This is a genomic window from Leisingera sp. JC11, from assembly GCF_040704725.1.
Classification (GTDB): Bacteria; Pseudomonadota; Alphaproteobacteria; order Rhodobacterales; family Rhodobacteraceae; genus Leisingera.
Genome location: NZ_JBFCVS010000030.1, coordinates 18592 through 37845 on the forward strand (window position 1 = coordinate 18592; position 19254 = coordinate 37845).

The 19254-nt window shown below is 59.4% G+C and carries 15 protein-coding genes and 2 pseudogenes; 5 read left to right on the forward strand and 12 right to left on the reverse strand.

All coding sequences use genetic code 11. The annotated features are described in order from the left end of the window. Positions 1 to 172 precede the first annotated feature (172 nt). Complete coding sequence (locus AB1A62_RS20515; RefSeq protein WP_366663322.1) at positions 173 to 877, reverse strand: IS6 family transposase; 705 nt, start codon at positions 875 to 877, stop codon at positions 173 to 175. A gap of 244 nt (positions 878 to 1121) precedes the next feature. Here AB1A62_RS20515 and AB1A62_RS20520 point away from each other — a divergent pair, with 244 nt between their 5' ends. Both AB1A62_RS20520 and AB1A62_RS20525 read left to right on the forward strand, forming a co-directional pair. Next, positions 1122 to 2525, forward strand: a complete 1404-nt coding sequence (locus AB1A62_RS20520) for an aldehyde dehydrogenase family protein (protein WP_366663323.1) — start codon at positions 1122 to 1124, stop codon at positions 2523 to 2525. A 129-nt stretch (positions 2526 to 2654) separates the two neighbouring features. Beyond that, on the forward strand, positions 2655 to 4367 hold the full coding sequence (locus AB1A62_RS20525) for an AMP-binding protein (RefSeq protein WP_366663324.1): 1713 nt from the start codon (positions 2655 to 2657) through the stop codon (positions 4365 to 4367). Between the two features lie 163 nt (positions 4368 to 4530). Here the strand turns inward: AB1A62_RS20525 and AB1A62_RS20530 are convergent, their stop codons facing one another. From AB1A62_RS20530 to AB1A62_RS20565, 8 genes are all read right to left on the reverse strand, one after another. Beyond that, positions 4531 to 5238 (reverse strand): IS6 family transposase, encoded by a 708-nt coding sequence (locus tag AB1A62_RS20530; protein ID WP_366663325.1) that lies wholly within the window; start codon positions 5236 to 5238, stop codon positions 4531 to 4533. A gap of 110 nt (positions 5239 to 5348) precedes the next feature. After that, positions 5349 to 6221 carry an N-carbamoylputrescine amidase gene (gene aguB / locus AB1A62_RS20535; protein WP_366663326.1) on the reverse strand — a complete coding sequence of 291 codons (873 nt, stop codon included), beginning with the start codon at positions 6219 to 6221 and terminating at the stop codon, positions 5349 to 5351. A gap of 207 nt (positions 6222 to 6428) precedes the next feature. Beyond that, the gene (locus AB1A62_RS20540; protein WP_366663327.1) at positions 6429 to 7952 is read right to left on the reverse strand and encodes a malonyl-CoA synthase; all 1524 of its coding nucleotides are present in this window, start codon (positions 7950 to 7952) and stop codon (positions 6429 to 6431) included. A 13-nt stretch (positions 7953 to 7965) separates the two neighbouring features. Continuing rightward, entirely contained in the window at positions 7966 to 9258 is a 1293-nt protein-coding gene (locus AB1A62_RS20545) for a malonyl-CoA decarboxylase (RefSeq protein WP_366663328.1), read from the reverse strand. A 10-nt stretch (positions 9259 to 9268) separates the two neighbouring features. Beyond that, entirely contained in the window at positions 9269 to 10723 is a 1455-nt protein-coding gene (locus AB1A62_RS20550; RefSeq protein ID WP_366663329.1) for an amidase family protein, read from the reverse strand. Positions 10724 to 10779: 56 nt separating this feature from the next. Then, entirely contained in the window at positions 10780 to 11859 is a 1080-nt protein-coding gene (locus AB1A62_RS20555) for a TRAP transporter substrate-binding protein (protein ID WP_366663330.1), read from the reverse strand. A gap of 25 nt (positions 11860 to 11884) precedes the next feature. Further along, positions 11885 to 13447, reverse strand: coding sequence for a TRAP transporter large permease subunit (locus AB1A62_RS20560; RefSeq protein WP_366663331.1), 1563 nt, complete (start codon positions 13445 to 13447; stop codon positions 11885 to 11887). Then, complete coding sequence (locus AB1A62_RS20565; RefSeq protein ID WP_366663336.1) at positions 13444 to 13929, reverse strand: TRAP transporter small permease subunit; 486 nt, start codon at positions 13927 to 13929, stop codon at positions 13444 to 13446. The genes AB1A62_RS20560 and AB1A62_RS20565 overlap by 4 nt, the downstream gene beginning before the upstream one ends. A gap of 164 nt (positions 13930 to 14093) precedes the next feature. Between AB1A62_RS20565 and AB1A62_RS20570 the strand changes: the two genes are divergently transcribed. After that, complete coding sequence (locus AB1A62_RS20570) at positions 14094 to 14753, forward strand: GntR family transcriptional regulator (RefSeq protein WP_366663332.1); 660 nt, start codon at positions 14094 to 14096, stop codon at positions 14751 to 14753. A 99-nt stretch (positions 14754 to 14852) separates the two neighbouring features. Beyond that, positions 14853 to 16523 (forward strand): amidohydrolase, encoded by a 1671-nt coding sequence (locus tag AB1A62_RS20575; RefSeq protein ID WP_366663333.1) that lies wholly within the window; start codon positions 14853 to 14855, stop codon positions 16521 to 16523. A gap of 13 nt (positions 16524 to 16536) precedes the next feature. Here the strand turns inward: AB1A62_RS20575 and AB1A62_RS20580 are convergent. Continuing rightward, positions 16537 to 17284, reverse strand: a pseudogene (locus tag AB1A62_RS20580) (IS6 family transposase). 63 nt (positions 17285 to 17347) lie between these two features. Further along, positions 17348 to 18268, reverse strand: a complete 921-nt coding sequence (locus tag AB1A62_RS20585; RefSeq protein ID WP_366663334.1) for a LysR substrate-binding domain-containing protein — start codon at positions 18266 to 18268, stop codon at positions 17348 to 17350. 179 nt (positions 18269 to 18447) lie between these two features. On the opposite strand from AB1A62_RS20585, the gene AB1A62_RS20590 reads away from it, so the two are divergent. Next, positions 18448 to 18834 (forward strand): ectoine synthase, encoded by a 387-nt coding sequence (locus tag AB1A62_RS20590; RefSeq protein ID WP_366663335.1) that lies wholly within the window; start codon positions 18448 to 18450, stop codon positions 18832 to 18834. A gap of 223 nt (positions 18835 to 19057) precedes the next feature. On the opposite strand, the pseudogene AB1A62_RS20595 reads toward AB1A62_RS20590, so the two are convergent. After that, positions 19058 to 19254 (reverse strand): annotated as a pseudogene (locus AB1A62_RS20595) (IS6 family transposase); the annotation flags it as partial.

Here is a 19254-nt window from a genome sequence, read left to right on the forward strand (position 1 = left end):
AACCGCAAGAAAGAAGTGCCTGGCAATTAGTTCAAACCCGATGCAGCTCGCCGAATGGTGCCGCACGAACGCGCACCGCGCATCACAGCTTACATTCAGGTGCTGATCAGGGATTATGGCGGTGCTGGCAGACTAATTCGAACTCGTCTCTGGAAGGACAGTATGGCTGCCCTTATTCCGCGCAGAGACCGCGCCATTCGGAGAGAGCAGCGGTACTGTTAAGCTTAAAGTTTGGCCTGGAGTAGAGGCTGCGCTCCGAATTGAAGAGGTTGTAGACTGAAGCATGGACGGCGGCGAATTTCTGCAAACTTCGCACGCGCCGAAAGCGCAGCATGGCCCGTTCTCGTCGTCGAAACGGGAGATGTGAGTTCTCAACGCGATTATTCAACCAGCGCCCAGCTTCCTGAATATCCGCAGCCCCAAGTTCCTTCAGCGCCGCCCCGTAGGAGCGTAGCCTATCGGTGACAATCGCATTGGGTCGACCATGCTTTCGCATTGCTTTTCTTAGGAATTTCAATGCTGCTTTCTTGTCCCGGGTCTTGGCAACAAAACTTTCAAGCACCTCACCTTCGTGATCTACAGCACGCCACAGATAGTGCCGCTCGCCGTTAATCTTCACAAACATCTCATCCAGGTGCCAGCGCCACTGGCTCGACTTCATGCCGGAAATGCGCCGTTTTCTGATCTCAGATGCGAACACCGGACCAAACCGGTGCCACCAGTATCGAACCGCTTCGTGGCTGACATCGACACCGCGCTCGTGCAGGAGATCCTCCACATTGCGAAGCGACAGAGGGAAACGGACGTACAACCTCACAGCAAGACGGATGATCTCGGGACTGGTTTTGAAGTAGCGAAATGGTGAGTGTTTAGTCATCCCGCGAGGCTATGTGACCGCCCAGCCCCTCTCAAGCCAGTTTCCTCTGACAATGCCGCTAGGGCAGCTCGCCGCACGCATTCCTGTGCCACACCGCAAAAAAACTTAGATTGAATTGAAATCACACGATTTTTTCGGCGCAATTTGCAAAATCTTTGGCGCCAGACTCCAAGACCGCAAGGGCAACCCTGAGGCAAACTTCCACGCGATGCCGGCACATGGCCGGACCCTAGGGGAGGAAATCATGGACTATCGAATGCTGATCAACGGCGAGTTGGTTGCGGGCGAGCGGATGCTCGACGTCGTCAACCCCGCCACCGAACAGTCTTTTGCCCGCGTACCGCACGCGACCGAAGCGCAGTTGAACGAAGCCGTGGCCGCTGCCAAGGCCGCGCAGGTGGAATGGGCCAAAACCACCATGGCCCAACGCCGTTCTAAGATCGAAGAGCTGGCCGCCGCCATCGGTGAAGAGGCCGAAACCTATGGTCGTCTGATCACCCAGGAACAGGGCAAGCCGCTTCCTGAAGCCTTAGGCGAAGTGGAATGGAGTCAAGGTTATCTGGGCCACACCGCGACGCTGGAACTGCCCGACCGAGTGATCCAGGACGATGCCGATTTCCGCGTCGAAACGCGGCACAAACCGCTGGGCGTGGTAGCCGGAATCATCGCCTGGAACTTCCCACTGCTGCTGTGTTGCTGGAAGATCGGCCCGGCCCTGATGGCGGGAAATGCCATCGTGCTGAAACCTGCTCCCACCACGCCCGTGACTGCACTGAAGCTGGGTGAAATCTGCGCCCGCATCTTCCCCGCCGGCCTGGTCAATATCGTCACCGACAACAACGACCTGGGGCCGCAACTGACGCAGCACCCGGATGTGGCAAAGATCGGGTTCACCGGCTCGTCCGAAACCGGTAAGCGCATCATGGCAATTGCTGCCGACACAATGAAGCGCGTGACGCTGGAAATGGGCGGCAACGACCCGGCCATTGTGTTGCCGGATGTTGACGTCAAACAGGCCGCCGAGAAGGTCTATGGGGGCGCGTTCCTGAACGCTGGCCAGGTCTGTCTGGCGGTCAAGCGCGCCTATGTGCATGAAGACATCTATGATGAGATGTGCGACGCGCTGGCCGGGATTGCTTCCCAAGCGGTGGTTGACGATGGATTGAAGCAGGGCACCACAGTCGGACCGATCCAGAACAAGGAACAGTACGAGAAGGTCAAGGGCTATCTCGAAGACGCCCGCGCCAACGGCCAGATCATTGCTGGCGGCGAAGCGTCTGAGGGCCCGGGTTATTTCATCAAGCCGACCATTGTGCGCAACGTGAAGGACGGTCAGAAAATCGTCGACGAGGAGCAGTTTGGTCCGATCCTGCCGGTGATCAGCTTCAACGACGTCGATGATGTGATCTCCCGCGCCAACAATTCCGATTACGGTCTGGGCGGTTCTGTACACTCGTCGGATGTCGGCAAGGCCGTTGATATCGCCGGGCGGATCGAATCCGGTACAATGTGGGTGAATCAGCAGCTCAACATCGGGCCTCATATTCCGATGGCCGGGTTTAAAGGCTCCGGTCTGGGTGTCGAACAGTCGGTCGAGGGACTGGCCGAATACACCCAGATGCAGGTCATCAACGTCGCCCGCGGTTGAGCCCCGGGCTGGCTCCGGCCCTACCGGTGCCACTCAATAACTCTCCGGCGTGTTCCGATCCTCCCACTGGCACGCCAAAGCAGCCGGGCCGCTTTCCAAGCGGTCCGGCAACCGGTAAAGGAGACAGTCATGGAATCCGTGTCCCGCGCATCCACCGCCCCCATCGACGGCAAGTCGCATGTCAAAGGGCCGCTTAAACCCGAATTGGCGAATATCACAATCCCGCAAATGTTGCGCGACACGGTCGGCCGGCACGGGGAACGGGATGCGATTGTCTACGCCGAGAGTGGCATCCGGCTCAGTTATCTGGATTTCGCCAATGAGGTGGATCGCCTCGCGGCCGGGCTTCTGGCGCTAGGCCTGGAGAAGGGAGACCGCGTTGGAATCTGGTCGCCCAACCGGTTTGAATGGGTGTTGACCCAGTTCGCGACGGCCCGGATCGGGCTGGTTCTGGTCAATATCAACCCAGCCTACCGTCTGGCCGAGCTAGAATATGCGCTGAACAAGGTGGGCTGCAAGGCGCTGATCGCCGCCAAGTCGTTCAAATCTTCGGATTATCTGGGTATGATTCAAACTCTGGCACCGGAGCTATCCGGATCCGGAGCCGGTGGCCTGCAGGCGGCGAAGCTGCCCGATCTGCGCCATGTAGTAATCATGGAATCCGACCCGAGCCCGGGCATTCTGCCCTTCGAGACGCTCTGCGATATGGGCGGAACCGATGAACTCGCCGCGTTGGACGGAATAGAGTCAAGGCTGAAGTCCAAAGATCCGATCAACATCCAGTTCACATCGGGAACCACAGGTATGCCCAAGGGCGCCACGCTGTCGCATTTCAACATCGTCAACAACGCCCGTTTCGTGACCGACCGGATCAATCTGACCGAAGTCGACCGGCTGACAATTCCGGTGCCGCTCTACCACTGCTTCGGCATGGTCATGGGTGTTCTGGGTTGCGTGAGCAAGGGTGCGGCGATGATCTTCCCCGGCGAGGCATTCGACCCTGCCCAGACGCTGGATGTGATCGAAGCCGAGCGTGGCACCGCGCTTTACGGGGTGCCGACCATGTTCGTGGCCATGCTGCAAGAGCTCGACACCTGCAAACGCGATCTTTCCAGCTTGCGGACGGGCATCATGGCTGGCTCACCCTGCCCTATCGATGTCATGCACCGGGTTTATGACGAGATGAACATGCGCGAGGTCACAATCTGCTATGGCATGACCGAAACCTCGCCGGTGTCGTTCCAGAGCTTCACTGACGACCCCGCTGACAAGCGCTGTGAAACCGTGGGCCGCGTGCACCCGCATCTTGAAGTCAAGATCATCGGCAAAAACGGCGAAACCGTGCCCGTTGGCGATAAGGGCGAACTTTGCACCCGCGGCTATTCGGTGATGATCGGTTATTGGGGCGACGACAGGGCCTCGGAGGACAGCATTGTCGATGGCTGGATGCATACTGGCGATTTGGCAACTTTCGACGAGGACGGTTTCTGCGCCATTGTTGGACGGGTGAAGGATATGATTATCCGCGGCGGGGAGAACATCTATCCGCGCGAGATCGAAGAATTCCTGTTTCATCACCCCAAGGTCAGCGAGGTACAGGTCTTCGGCATCCCGGACGAGAAATTCGGCGAAGAAATCTGCGCCTGGGCGATCGCCAAGCCGGGCCAGGAGCTTACCGGTGAAGAGCTACGCGATTTCTGCAAAGGCCAAATCGCGCACTTCAAGATCCCCAAACATGTCCGCATCGTTTCGGATCTGCCAATGACGGTAACCGGTAAGCCACAAAAATTCGTCATGCGGGAACAGATGAGCGAGATGCTTCAGCGGGTAAGCGGCGCGTAGGCCGTCTACAAGGCTCGTGTCCCGTCCAGCCGGATGATCGGTTCACACAATTTTCTTCACAGTCTTCCCATATGCCCGAAATCCGGGGCAGGCTAGAAGTCCCAGTTAAGGGTGCTGTCAGGCAGATGCGAACCAATCTCCACAAGGACAGTGACGCTGCCCTTTATGCGACGCCGAGATGGCGCCACTCGGCGAGAGCAGCGGCGCGGTTAAGCTTGAAGTCTTCTCGGGAGTAGAGGCTGCGCTCCGAATTGAACAGGTTGTAGACTGAGACGTGGACGGCGGCGAATTTCTGCAAACGTCGCATTCGCTGGAAACGCAGCATCGCCCTCTCTCGTCGTCGGAACGGCAGGTGCGAATTCTCGGCCCGATTGTTCAGCCATCGGCCGGTTTCCTGCCTGCCGACATTGCCGATGTCCTTCATTGCCGCGCCGTAGGACCGAAGCTTATCGGTCACAATGGTCTGCGGCCGACCGTAGCACTTCATTGATTTCTTCAAGAATTTCAATGCGGATTTCTTGTCGCGTGCCTTCGTCACGAAGCTTTCCAGGACCTCGCCCTCGTGGTCCACGGCCCGCCACAGGTAGTGCTGCTCGCCATTGATCTTCACGAACATCTCGTCCAGGTGCCATCGCCAGTTGGAGTAGGCGCGCATGTGTTGAACGCGTTTCTTGCGGATTTCGGCAGCAAACTTCGGCCCGAACCGCTGCCACCAGAACCGCACGGTTTCGTGGCTCACGTCGATGCCACGCTCATGCAAGAGATCCTCGACATTCCGAAGCGAAAGCGAAAACCGGATGTACATCATCACCGCAAGGCGGATGATCTCCGGGCTGGTCCGGAAGTAGCGAAATGGGCAGCGTTTGATCATGGCCGGACGCTACGAAACCGCCCTGCCCGCCTCAAGCCCGTTTCCTTTGACAGTGCCCGCGGCAGCCTTTCGGGTTCGGGAGCTTCTGATCCACCAGCGTACACAGGCGATCAGAGCTTTCCGTCCAATGTCGCGATGGCGCCGTAGTGCTCGGGGCGGCGGTCCCGGAATACACCCCAGTAACTGCGGTGCTGGGCTATAGCATCCAGATCGAATTCGTGAACCAAGACGGCTTCTCCTGTTCGTCCTGCCTCGACGACTTTCTCGCCGAACTCATTGGCAATGAAGGAAGAACCGTAGAAAGTCATCTCGGTTCCATTGTAGCCAGTTTCGGTTCCGATCCTATTCGACGCAATTAGCGGAACAAGGTTGGCGCCTGCATGGCCTTGCTGCACGCGTTGCCAGTGGGGTGCTGTGTCCCAAGCGGAGTCGATGAGCTCGGAACCAATGGCCGTCGGAAAAAACAGAAGCTCCGCCCCCATGAGTGCCATCGAGCGCGCGGTTTCAGGGAACCACTGATCCCAGCAGATGCCAACGCCAATGCGCCCGAAGGCGGTGTCCCAGATCCGGAAGCCGGTGTCGCCCGGAGAGAAGTAGTATTTTTCCTGATAGCCAGACCCGTGCGGGATATGGCTCTTGCGGTAAACACCGAGGTTGGCGCCATCGGCATCAATAATGGCGATGGAATTGAAGCGTGCCTGGCCTGCCCGCTCGTAGAACGAAACCGGCAGTACAACGCCGAGTTCTCGTGCGACTGACTGCAAACGCGTGATGGAGGGGTGACCTTCGACAGGTTGGGCACGGTCGAGGTCCTCTGGCGTCTCATCCTGGCAGAAGTACGGTCCCTCGAACAGTTCCTGCAACAAGATGATGTTTGCGCCCTGCGCTGCCGCCTTCCGAATGAGCCTCTCGCCATTCTTAACGTTTTCGGCAGTATCGTTGCTGCAGGCCATTTGCGTTGCCGCGACCTTGACCATTCTCATCTTTGTTATCCTTCCAATCTTCTGCAAGATCCGTTCCCAGCAAGCGACAATCGGCCTTGGACAGCGCTGCACTGTATCAACCGGCACCCCAGCTTGGACCGCGGTGCATTTTATTTAAGATGCCTATCAATACGCAGAAGACGGTCAGTCACTTTGACAGGTCAACAGGCCCGCTCGCTTGAGGATAGCGAGATGGCCTCTACACCATCACGAGAACAGATCGCTATAATCTTCCCGAAGCGCTTTCTTCTGGACCTTGCCCATGGAATTGCGGGGCAGTTCGCCGACGATAATCACCTTCTTGGGTTGCTTGAACTTCGCCAGATCGGGAGCGATACCAGCACGTATCTGCTCTTCGTTCAGCTCGGCGCCGGGTTCTGGCACGACCACGGCCACCACGCCTTCTCCAAAATCCGGGTGCGGCAAGCCGATTACCGCGCTTTCGTTAACGCCGGGCAGGTCGTCGATCAGAAGCTCGATCTCCTTGGGGTAGACGTTGTAACCGCCGGTGATGATCAGATCCTTGCTGCGGCCGACGATATGGACATAGCCATCCTCGTCGATACGGCCAAGATCGCCGGTAACGAAATAGCCGTTTTCGCGCAGTTCCTCAGCGGTTTTCTCCGGCATCTGCCAGTAACCGCTGAAGACGTTGGGGCCACGCACTTCCAGGACACCGATCTCGCCCTGTGGCAATTCCCTGCCGCTGGAGGGATCGGTCACGATCACTTCGATTCCGGGCAGCGGAAAGCCCACAGAGCCGGCGCGGCGATCACCCTCATAGGGGTTCGAGGTGTTCATGTTGGTCTCAGTCATGCCATAGCGTTCGAGGATTGAATGGCCCGTGATCGCGCGCCAGCGGTCGTGGGTTTCGGCCAGCAGCGGGGCGGAACCCGATATGAAGAGGCGCATGCCCTTAGCAGCCTCGGCCAGTCCGTCCATTTGGGCCAGACGCACATAGAAGGTCGGGACACCCATCAATACGGTCGCTTCAGGCATGTAGCCGAGAATGGCGTCGGCATCGAAACCGGCCATGAAGATGCAAGACGATCCGGCCATCAGGGTGATGTTCGATGCCACGAACAAGCCGTGTGTGTGGAAGATCGGCAAGGCGTGGATGAGCACGTCATCCTTGGTGAAATGCCAATACTTCTTCAACGTTTCTGAGTTCGAGGCCAAGCCCCGGTGGGTCAGCATGGCCCCTTTGGATCGTCCTGTCGTACCCGAAGTGTAAAGGATCGCCGCCAGGTCGTCCGCCTCACGCGCCACCGGCTCGAACCCGGCAGATTGGGCATCGCGCCGCTCGACCAAGGTACCGGTTTCATCCGCCGCGATGGTCAGAACCTCGGCAACACCGCAATCGGCGGCGATCGGCGCCAACTCCTCCTGCCGTTGGGGATCGCAGACTAGCACCCGCGGGGAGGCATCACCCAGGAAATAGCTGAGTTCTGCAGCGGTATATGCGGTGTTGAGCGGCAGGAAGACACCGCCAGCCAGCACCGTACCCACATAGAGCTCCAGCATGGCCTGCGTCTTGGGAGCCTGCACCGCCACCCGGTCGCCCGGCTCCAATCCACCCGCAATGAGCACCGCCGCCATTTTTTCGGCATTGGCGAAGAACGCGCCATAACTCACGGTCTCGCCGGTCTGGTGGTTGCGCAGGAACGGCGCGTCTTCGGCACCGACTCTGGCGCCGCGCAGGCGGGAAGCGAGATAGTTGGCGTCATACATGGCTGTTTTCCTTTCACTCTCCGGCCAGCGCGCGCACCTCGGGTGACGCGGCAATGCTGCGCTCGGTGGCATAGGCCTGATGATGGGTTTCGATCTGGTCACCGTCATAGAGGTAGTTCACCATGACCCCCCAGGAGTTGCTCAGACCGCGAGGGCTCAGATCCGCTTCCGCGTGGACCTTGTGCAACACTGCGCCATTGCCCAGGTGGAAATGGGCAACCGGGTCGTAGACCGTGCCCTTGCCGCGCTTGGCCCGGGTCAGGTAGCGCGCGGCCAGCCGGGATACGAATTCAGGCGTCCGTGCGCCGTCCTCGCCCAGAGCGGCGATCGCGGCGCGGTCGTCCCCACTCAGCAGCGGGCCTTCGGCTTCTGCCGCCTTGACGGCCCATTTACGCAGCGCCGGGACCGGCGACAGGGTGACGAAGGTGGTGAGATCCGGCAGTTCGCGCTGCAGCTCCACCACGACCTGCTTGATCAGGAAATTGCCGAAGGAAATGCCGCGCAGACCTTTCTGGCAGTTCGAGATCGAATAGAACACGGCGGTTTTCGCCTGATCCGGCTCGATCCGGTCCCGTTCACTGCTGAGGATCGGCGCAATTGCGCCGGGGATATCCTCGGTGAGTGCCACTTCGACAAAGATCAGCGGTTCCGAGGGCATCGCCGGATGGAAATAGGCGAACAGCCGCCGGTCCGGGTCGCCCACACGCTGGCGCAGATCGTCCCAGCCTGCGATTTCGTGCACCGCCTCGTATGCGATGATTTTTTCCAGAATCTCAGCCGGTGTCGACCAGTCGATCCGGCGGATCTCGAGGAACCCGCGGTTGAACCAGGAGGAAAACAGATGTTGGAAATCCTTGTCCAGCCCAGACAGTTCGTTGGACCCATTCATGATCTCAATGAGATCCGCTCGCATCGACACCAGCTGCGCCGTCGCGCCCGGCACCCGGTTGATATGCCGAATCAATTCCTGCGATCGCGGCTCGGCGGCAAAGTGAACCGCGCGGGCGGCATTCACATCCCCTGGCGACCAGGCATCTATGGCAGCCTCCAACGCGGCATCGTCGACACCGAACTTGTCGCAAATACCTTTGAAAAAGGCAGCCTTGTCGTCCGCCGAGAGGTCCGCGTATCTCGCCAGAATTCGCTTGGCCGTCACCAGCCCCGAGGCCTCGCCGAGATCGTGCAGCAGATTCTGGCACATACCAATCAGGTCGGCATCTGCATCCTCCTGAGGTTCGCGCCCCAGTCGTTTCGAACCGGCAACCCGCCGTAGAATGTCACTCAGAAAGCTCCGTTGTACCATCATACCGCTTCCTTCAGCAATGCGTTACATTCGGGTCGATGGGACCAAGCGGGCCGCCCACCGCCATCTCTACAGCGCGCGCTGCGGCCAGAAGCCCGGCCTCGCCGCGCGGCTTGCCGATCAGCTGCAAACCCACCGGCAGACCGCGGGGGCCAAGCCCGACCGGCACCGATATCGCCGGCAGGCCGGTCACGGTCGACAGGAAGGCAAAGCGCAACCAGTCCATGTAGAAATTCAGCGTCTGCCCGCCGACCTCGCGCACCCATTCCTCGGATTGCGGATGCGGCATGCAACCCACGGTCGGCAGGGCCAGCACGTCAAAGGTGCCGAACAGATCCACCATGTTGTTGTAGATGGTCGAGCGGTTGAGGTTGGCGTCGCAGACATCGGCCATCGTCAGCGCCTCGCCCATCTGAGTGTTCTGCGCCAGCGTCGGTTTAAAATGCTGGCGGATCTTCGGATCCAGCCGCCGCGCCATGGTCGCCCACATCATGCCACGCAGCGTGTGGTAGGTGCGTTCCAGATCGGGCAGTTCCGGGCAGGTTTCCTCGACCGTGGCGCCATTCTTCTCCAGCAGTCGTAACACCGCGCGCAAGTGCTCTTCGACCTCCATGTCCACCGGGGACATGCCGTTCAGATCGGAGGTGAAGGCGATCCTGAGCTTGCCGTCGGCGCGCAGCACCGCGCTCTGGAAAGATGTTTCGGGCGCGTAGAAGGAGATCGGGAAGCGCGGTTCATAGCCCGCCATCGCATCCAGGAACAGGGCACAGTCGCGCACCGAACGCGCCATCGGGCCCTGAACCCCTTCGATGAAATACCCCGCATCCTTCGAGGCCCCGCCGGCGCGGCCGGGGCTGGGACGCAAGCCGACGATGCCGCAGAAGGCCGCCGGGGTACGTAGGCTGCCACCGTGATCGGAGCCGTGGCTCAGCCATGTTTCCCCGGCCGCCAGAGATGCGGCCGCTCCGCCGGACGACCCGCCCGCGTTCAATTTGGTGTCCCAAGGGTTCCGGGTTGGGCCAAAGACATCGTTGAAGGTGTTTCCGCCAGCGCCGAATTCCGGCGTGTTGGTTTTGCCCACCACGATCCCGCCACGAGCCTCTAGACGTTCGACCAGCGGGTCGCTCTCTTTCGGCACAAGATCGGCGAGCCCTTTGGTGCCGAAGGTGGTGCGGACCCCGGCAACAGGGGTCAGATCCTTGATGCCGATCGGCAGGCCGGCAAGCCAGCCCGGGTTGTCATTCTCGCTGTCGTCCAGATTGTCGACCGCCTCATAGGCGCGCTCTTTGCAGGTGACCGTGGTGGCGTTGATCGACGGCCTGACGGCCTCAATCCGCTCGAAGGCCGCATCCAGCAGCTCTCTGGACGACACTTCTCCCTTTTTCAGAAGCGTCACGACCTCATGCGCCTCCAGCCGGCAAAGCTCCGGTCCGGTGAACGGGGTGTGCTGCGAATCCGGCATGGTCATCCTCTCAGAAAAAAAGGCAGCCGGGTGCCCAGTGACACCCGGACGGGACTTCGGGATTAGCCGAAGTGATTTTCGCGGGCCGCGCTGAGCGGAACTTCGTAAAGCTGCTTGTACGACGAAGCCTTGGCAACGAAGCCGTAGTAACTGTCCATCAGACGGCCGATGAATTCGTCGCTGGCGGCGACCTCGTCCATCACCTCTTTCGAGGCTGCGCTGGCGGCTTGCAAAATGTCGTCCGGCAGCGTGCCTATGGTTAGGCCCTCAACTTCGCGCAGTTTGTCCAGAGCATCCATGTTGGCCTTCAGATAGAATGACGTGTTGCGGTTGGCCTCCGCTTCCGATGCGGTTTCGATCATGGTTTTCAGATCGTCCGACAGCGCGTTCCAGGCGTCCAGGTTGATACCGTATTCGATACCGCCATAGATGTCGGCAAAGCTCGGCGTGTACATGTGGGTCATGACCTTGTGGAAACCGAAAGCCAGGTCGTTGAACGGCCCGACCCATTCGGCGCCATCCAGCGTACCCGATTGCAGCGATGGGAAAATCTCGCCCGGGGGGACCGCGGCGGCATTCATGCCGATCTTGTTCATAACCTTGGCACCGAAGCCGGTGATGCGGAAGTTCAGGCCCTGGATGTCGTCAAGCGAGTTGATCTCTTTCTTGAACCAGCCGGCGGACTGGACGCTGGTTCCGCCGCCAAGAAAGATCTGCAGCCCGCGCGGGTTGGTGAACTCGTTCAAGAGCTCCTGACCGCCGCCATAGTACATCCAGGAGTGCATTTCGTCGGGCGTGGCTCCGAAAGGTGCGGAGGTGAAGAAGGAATGGGCGAGATGCCGCCCGGCAAACCACGATCCGGACCCGTGATAGACCTGAGCCGTGCCGTTTTCGACCGCCTCCTGGGTGCCGAAGGCCGGTACCAACTCGCCGCCGCCGAAAACGTCGATTTTCAGCTCGCCGCCCGACATCTGGGTGATCCGTTCGGCCCAGCGCAGCGACGATTCACCTGCCCCCGGCAGGGTTTTGGGAAGCGAAGTGACCAGCTTCCAGTGATGCTTGGCTTCGGCCCGGGCTATGGTCGGAGCGGCCAGAGTTGCGGGGGCAGCTGCTCCTGCAACTAGGAATTTGCGTCTGTCCATTGGGTTTCCTCCTACGGTGATTGACTTAGTTATAAATGACATTCGGCAGCCAGGTGGCGATGGCTGGGAAGCTAGCAACCAGCCCCAAGGCAACCATCTGGATCAGGATGAAGGGAATGATCGACGCGTAGATTTCGCGGGTGGTCAGCGATTGCGGGGCCACCGAGCGGAAGTAGAAGAGCGCGTAGCCGAAGGGCGGTGTCAGGAAGCTCATCTGCAGGTTCATGCTGATGAGGATCGCCAGCCACACCGGATCGACACCCGCGGCAAAGAGCGGCGGACCGGCGACCGGGACCACGATGAAGATAATCTCGACATATTCGATCACGAAACCAAGGAAGAAGATCACCACCATCACCGCCAAGAGCGCCGTCGTCGTGCCGCCGGGCAGGCCGGTCAGGAACTCGGTGACCATCTCGTCACCGCCCAGCCCCCGGAACACCAGCGACAGCATGATCGCGCCCAGGATGATCAGCATCAGCATCGACACCATCGACGCGGTTTCGCGGGCCACGGGCTCCAGATGCCCGTTTGCGATCTCCTGCCACATGGCAAGCAGCACGCCGCCGACAAAAACCGCAAAGGCTACGGCACCGAGCGCCAACAGAATGGGCGATGCATTGGCACCGCCAAGCGCCTTTACGACCACCAGCAGGAACGCCGCCGGGAACAACAGAACAAAAATCTTGCGGCGCCAGCCGGAAGCTTCACTGCTGTCGGTAGCTACCATGATCAGCGCACCCGCCGCACCAAGTGCCGCACTTTCGGTCGGCGTGGCGATGCCGCCGAGAATGGAACCGAGCACTAGCAAGATGAGCGCCAGCGGAGCGACCAGGGCTTGCATGACCTCGCCCTTTTTCAGTTTGTGCACCAGACCGGTGCTGTCGTTCTCGGCCGAGATCGGCGGACAATCGTCCGGCTTCACCTTCGAGATGACGAACACATAAATCAGATACAACCCCACCAGCATCAGGCCGGGCAGCAGCGCGCCGGCAAACAGGTCACCGACCGACACCGGGTCCGCGGCGAAATCCCCGGCGGCACGGCGGCCGGTCTGGTAGGCAGCCGAGATCTGATCCGCGAGCAGGATCAAAAGGATCGACGGGGGTATGATCTGCCCGAGCGAACCCGATGAACAGATGACCCCCGTCGCCAATCGGGGAGAATATTTGGCTTCCAGCATGGCCGGCAGCGCGATCATGCCCAGCATGAAGATTGTGGCCGCAATGACCCCGGTCGAGGCCGCCAGCAGCGCGCCAACGATGATCACCGCATAAGCCAAACCGCCGCGACGCTCGCCGAACAGCGCACCGGCCGTCAGCATCATGCGCTTGGCGATATCGGATTTCTCCAACAGACCGCCCATCACCACAAACAATGGGACCGACAGCAGAATCGGATTGGTCAACAGCCCGAACACGCGCGACGGAAATGCGTCGATGAAGGCCAAGTCGAAACCGCCGGTCGCGGCGCCGAGGAAGGCGATCAGGGTAGGCGCGCCGATGAGCACGAAGCTGACGGGTGCACCGCTCAGGATGCCACCGAACAGGAAGATGCCCAGCAGTATAAGAAGGAATTCGTGGCTCATGACGCGTCCTCGTTGGCATAGGGCTGTTTGCGGAGGGCCAGGATCAGCGCGGTCACGGCAAATATGGTGAAGTATAGGGTCAGGGCCGTCTTCAGCAGGAAATAGCCAGGCAGACCGCCGAAGGTCGGTGAAGATTCCAGGACCCTCCATGAGTTGAGCGTGGTCCCGAGCGAGGCCCACGCGGAATAGGCCATGGCCGGGAACAGAAGAAACAGAAGCGAAAACCGGTCGATACCGCGGCGCCTCGTCTTGCCGAATCCGGAGTAAAACACATCGACTCGGACGCTGACATTGCTGGTCAGGACCCAAAGCCCCGGCAGCAGGACCGACAAGAAAAACAGATACACCAATAGGTCCAGAGCCCACGGCCATCCCAGCGCGAACACATAGCGGAGCGCGACGATGACGATCTGCGCAAACAGCAGCGCCGTGACCAGATATCCGGCCCAAGACCGGAACATCTCAGAAAGAACTTTCGACACATGTTTCAAGACGCTTCCTCCCTTGGTGCAGAAAATGCTGCCCCTTGATGCATTTTGTGTCAAGTTTTTTATATTTTCGACTATTTTATTTACATTTTTACACCAAGTCTTCCGTGTGTTACTTCAGTAAACATATAGATTAAAAGGAGAAACAGGAGCGCACGATGGGGGCACAAGCGGATCAGGTACGCGACGACATTCTAGGGCGAGTCCGGAGCCGCGAGCTGATGCCCGGTGACCGAATCGACGAAACCGACCTTCGGGAAAGGCTGAGCCTGTCCGGCACGCCGGTGCGCGAAGCGCTGATTTCGCTCGAGGCAACCGGCATCGTGCAACGGATCCCGCGCGGCGGCGCGCGCATCACGTCACTGGATCTGGAAGGCCTTATGAAGATGATCGAGGTGCTTGCCGAAATCGAAGGCGCGGTGGTCTATCGGGCGGCGAGACGGATCAATACGGCGCAGGCCGAGATCCTGCAACAGGCAACCCAGGCCTGCCTCGATCATGCCAATGGCAAGGAACAGCCGCACGACAGCTACTACGACGTCAACTTAGCCTTCCATACCGCCTTGGTCGAGGCCGCGGGGAACCAGCATCTCGAGGAAGTCACCTATCAGGTCGGAAACCGGTTGATCGGCTATCTCAGCGCCCGCCACAATCTGCCCGGAGAACCGCAGCGGTCTGCAAACGACCATGTGGCAATCTGCGAGGCGGTTCTGGAGGCCAAGGGAGATCTGGCGCGGGACCTGATGATCCGGCACGTGATCTTCAGCGACACCCTCGCCCTGGATGTCATGAACGCAATGCGGAACGCCAACGACTGATTGGATCCGCTCTAGAAATCGCGCGACGTGCGCTAGGACGGCGCGGCCCGCCCCTTGGGCTGCGCCGGGCACTAAACGCCTGAATACGGAAAAAAACTGATGACCAACGCAGCCGACATCGTGATCCTGAACGGCAACCTGACAACATTCGATCCAGACAATCCCACAGCTGAGGCGATGGCGATCGGTGGCGGACGTATCACTGCGGTGGGAAGCAACGATGAGATCCGCGATCTGGCCGGAAACCAGACCCGGATTATCGATGCCATCGGCGGCACGGTGCTGCCAGGGTTCATTGATAGCCATGTGCATCTATTCTGGGGATCGACGGGGCTCGATCTGCTGGATTTGCAAGGGCTGAAGGGCTTCAATGCGCTTCGTGACGCGGTGCGCAGCTATGCCGCGGGCCGGCCGGATGATCCACTGATCTTCGCCACCTCGGCCTCTTACAGCGTCCTCGGCAAGGACCGGCAGACCACGCGTCAGGATCTCGACCGGATCCTGCCCGATCGGCCGCTGGCGCTGATGGCCGCCGATTACCACACGGTCTGGGCCAATACCACCGCTTTGGAGAAGGCCAGCATTCTGCACGGCGCCGAAGTTGCCGAAGGCAGCGAGATCGTCATGGCAGAGGACGGCACCGCCACTGGCCAGCTTAATGAAATCGGGGCTTTCTGCCATGTGCAGCGCCTGTCGGCGTTGGGAGGGCGTGATTTCGTTGGCTATGTGACCGGCGGCGATCCCGAGCCGCCCGCGACCGCCGAGGAACGCGCCTACGACAAGGAGATCCTGGTGCGCGGTCTTAGTCATTGCGCCCGCAACGGCATCACTGGGCTTCATAACATGGACGGCAATTTCTACCAGCTCGAACTGCTGCAGGAACTGGATGAGGAAGGCCGCCTGCCCTGCCGTGTTCAGGTGCCGTTACATTTGAAGAACTTCGATCCGATAGACCGGCTGCAGGAAGCCGATGAAATGCGGCGGCGCTTCAACTCCGACAAGGTCTGGTCGGGGCGGGTCAAAATGTTCATGGATGGAGTTCTGGACAGCTACACCGCCTTCGTCCTGCAGCCCTATCCCGGACGGCCGGAAAGCTATGGCGACGCTCTGTTTGGGGGCGAGCAATTCAACGAGATCTGTACCCGCGCCGACGCCATGGGCCTGCAGATGAGCGTCCACGCGATCGGAGACGGCGCCGTGCGCCGGGTACTCGACGGCTATGAGGCCGCGCAGAATACCAATGGTGCGCGCGATTCCCGGCACAGGATTGAGCATATTGAGGTGATTGACCCAGCGGAACTTCCTCGGTTGGCCGAACTCGGCGTGGTGGCCTCGCTACAGCCGCTGCATTCGCCGGTCGCCGGGCTGTTCCCGGCCCACACACCCGGCGACATCCTGCGCGAAGATCAGGTCGAATACGCCTTTGCCTGGCGCAAGATCCGCGCCAGCGGTGCTCGTGTGTGTTTTTCCACCGACTGGCCGATCGTGCCGATCGACGTGATGCCGTCGCTTGCCGCCGCAATGAGCCCCCATCAGCTTGGCGGACTCTGGCAAAACCAGAGCCAGAGCCTGATCGACACGCTCGCCTCCTACACCCGCGACAACGCCTGGGTCGAGTTCAACGAGCACCGCAAAGGCGTTCTGAAACCGGGTTATATGGCCGATGTCAGCATTCTTGACAGAGATCTCTCTGAACTGGACCCAGAGGACCTGAAACAAGCCGCCCCGTTGGCAACGATCTGCGAAGGCAAGATTACCTATTCACGCTGACCAAGGGGGGCTGTCAGACAGATGCGAACCAATCTCCACAAGGACAGTGACACTGCCCTTTAGCCGCTCCGAGTTGGCGCCACTCGGCAAGAGCAGCGGCGCGGTTAAGCTTGAAATTTCTCGGGAGTAGAGGCGGCGCTCCGAATTGAACAGGTTGTAGACTGAGGCGTGGACGGCGGCGAATTTCTGCAAACTTCGCACGCGCCGAAAGCGTAGCACGGCCCGTTCTCGTCGTCGAAACGGGAGATGTGAGTTCTCAACGCGATTTTTCAACCAGCGCCCAGCTTCCTGAATATCCGCAGCCCCAAGCTCCTTCAGCGCCGCCCCGTAGGACCGTAGCCTATCGGTGACAATCGCATTGGGTCGACCATGCTTTCGCATTGCTTTTCTTAGGAATTTCAATGTGCTTTCTTGTCCCGGCTCTTGGTAACAAAACTTTCAAGCACCTCACCTTCGTGATCTACAGCACGCCACAGATAGTGCCGCTCGCCGTTGATCTTCACGAACATCTCGTCGAGATGCCAGCGCCACTGGCTCGACTTCATGCCGGAAATGCGCCGTTTTCTGATCTCAGATGCGAACACCGGACCAAACCGGTACCACCAGTATCGAACCGCTTCATGGCTGACATCGACACCGCGCTCGTGCAGGAGATCCTCCACATTACGAAGCGACAGAGGGAAACGGACGTACAACATCACAGCAAGACGGATGATCTCGGGACTGATCTTGAAGTAGCGAAACGGTGAGTGTTTAGTCATCCCGCGAGGCTAGTGACCGCCCAGCCCGTCTCAAGCCAGTTTCCTCTGACAATGCAATGCAACTTATCGGTCGTTCGTGGGTGGGCGGGCATTCGCCAGATCCTCGAGTTCCCCCATTCTTGCGAAGCCCGTAAACCACTGGACGAAATCCGTGACCGCGGCCTTTGCTTTTTCATGATAGCTCGCGAAATACGCCGCATTAGCATTTGCAGCGATATCCGAGAGCACAATCAGGTCGCCTCTGGCGACTTCCATTCGAAAGACTTCGACCGGACAAAGGGCGACGCCGTGACCGGCAATGACGGCCGTGGCCAGCAAGTTGAAGTCCTGATAGACCACCCCGCTATCTTCTGCCATCCACGGAACCCCGGCAGTCTGGAACCATTGCCGCCAGCCTTCCCGGTTTTCATCATGTAGCAGCGGAGCGGCGGCAATCTGGGCCGGGGTGTCAAGCGGACAATAGGCATCGGCAAAGGCCGGGCTGCAGACCGGTTTCGTGACTCTGGAAAACAGTTTCGCCGAGGTCACGCCGGGCACGCGCTCCGCGCCGGTGGTGATCAGCACATCGAGATCGCCATCAGCGAGCTTTTCATCCGCCGTCGCATAAAGGACTTTCACCTCCATATCGGGGTGGTTCGCCGTGAATGCATTTAGATTGGGCACCAGCCAGCGGCTGGCAATCGAAGGAATGCAACCAACCGAGAGCGTGTCTTTTCCTCCCAAGGCTTTGACCCGACTGCAGGCCTCTGTGATCTCAGCCAGTGCCGGCGAGATTTGCCGAAACAACATTTCGCCTGCAGGAGTCAGCTTCACACTGCGTCCCCGGCGGACAAAGAGCTTTGCGCCGAACCACTCCTCAAGCTTGCGGATCTGATGGCTGATTGCGGCGTGCGTCACGAAAAGCTCGTCTCCAGCCTTGGAAAAAGACAACAGCCGTGCTGCCGCCTCAAAAGATTTCAGTGCGGAAAGGGGTGGAAGTTTCATTGTTAGAAATATTTACATGATTGGTGAGAAAGGATTATTTGCGCGACTCGGCGGTTACGGTCATCCTCTCAAACTAAGCTAAGGAAGCCCAAAAACAAGAGAGTTATGAATGCTCACTCTCTGAGCTCATCTGGCTGATATCGCAAACCAACAAGATTTACTCACAATAGGAGGGCCACATGTTCGTTCGCTCACTCACCGATGTTGAAACCACCGATAAATTCGTCGATTGGGGCAATGGCACCAGCCATCGGTTGCTGACCCAAGCCGATCAGATGGGCTTTACCGTCTGCCATACCGTCGTGCGTGCTGGCACCCAGTCGGAGCTGCATTATCGCAACCACCTTGAAGCCTGTTATTGCATTGCGGGTGAAGGCGAGGTGGAGGATATGGACGGCCGCGTCTATCCGATCCGCGAGGGCGACATCTATGTGCTGAACAAACATGACCGGCATTTTCTGCGCGGCGGCAAAGAAACAGATCTGGTTCTGGTCAGCGTATTCAACCCACCACTCACAGGGACTGAGCGCCACAATCTGAACGATCCCAACGGCTCGGCCTATTAAGCACCAGATTACATTTTCGCCGTTGTTTTACACACGGCGCCGATACCCACCACTCATTCGAACCCAGGGAGGACACCATGTTCGAATTCAGGAAAACCGCTTCGGCGGTCATGGCAACTATTGTGCTTGCGACCGGCGCAAATGCGGATGGCACCGTCACCGCCGGAGAGGGTGCTGGCAGACAAATGCGAACCCGTCTCACCAAGGGCAGGATGGCTGCCCCTTATTCGGCGCAGAGACCGCGCCACTCAGCGAGAGCAGCGGCGCGATTTTGCTTAAAGTTGGCCCGGGAGGTGAGGCTGCGCTCCGAATTGAAATGGTTGTAGATCGAGGCGTGGACGGCGGCGAATTTTTGCAAACTTCGCATCCTCCGGAAACGAAGCATCGCCCGTTCTCGTCGTCGGAAAGGAAGGTGCGAAT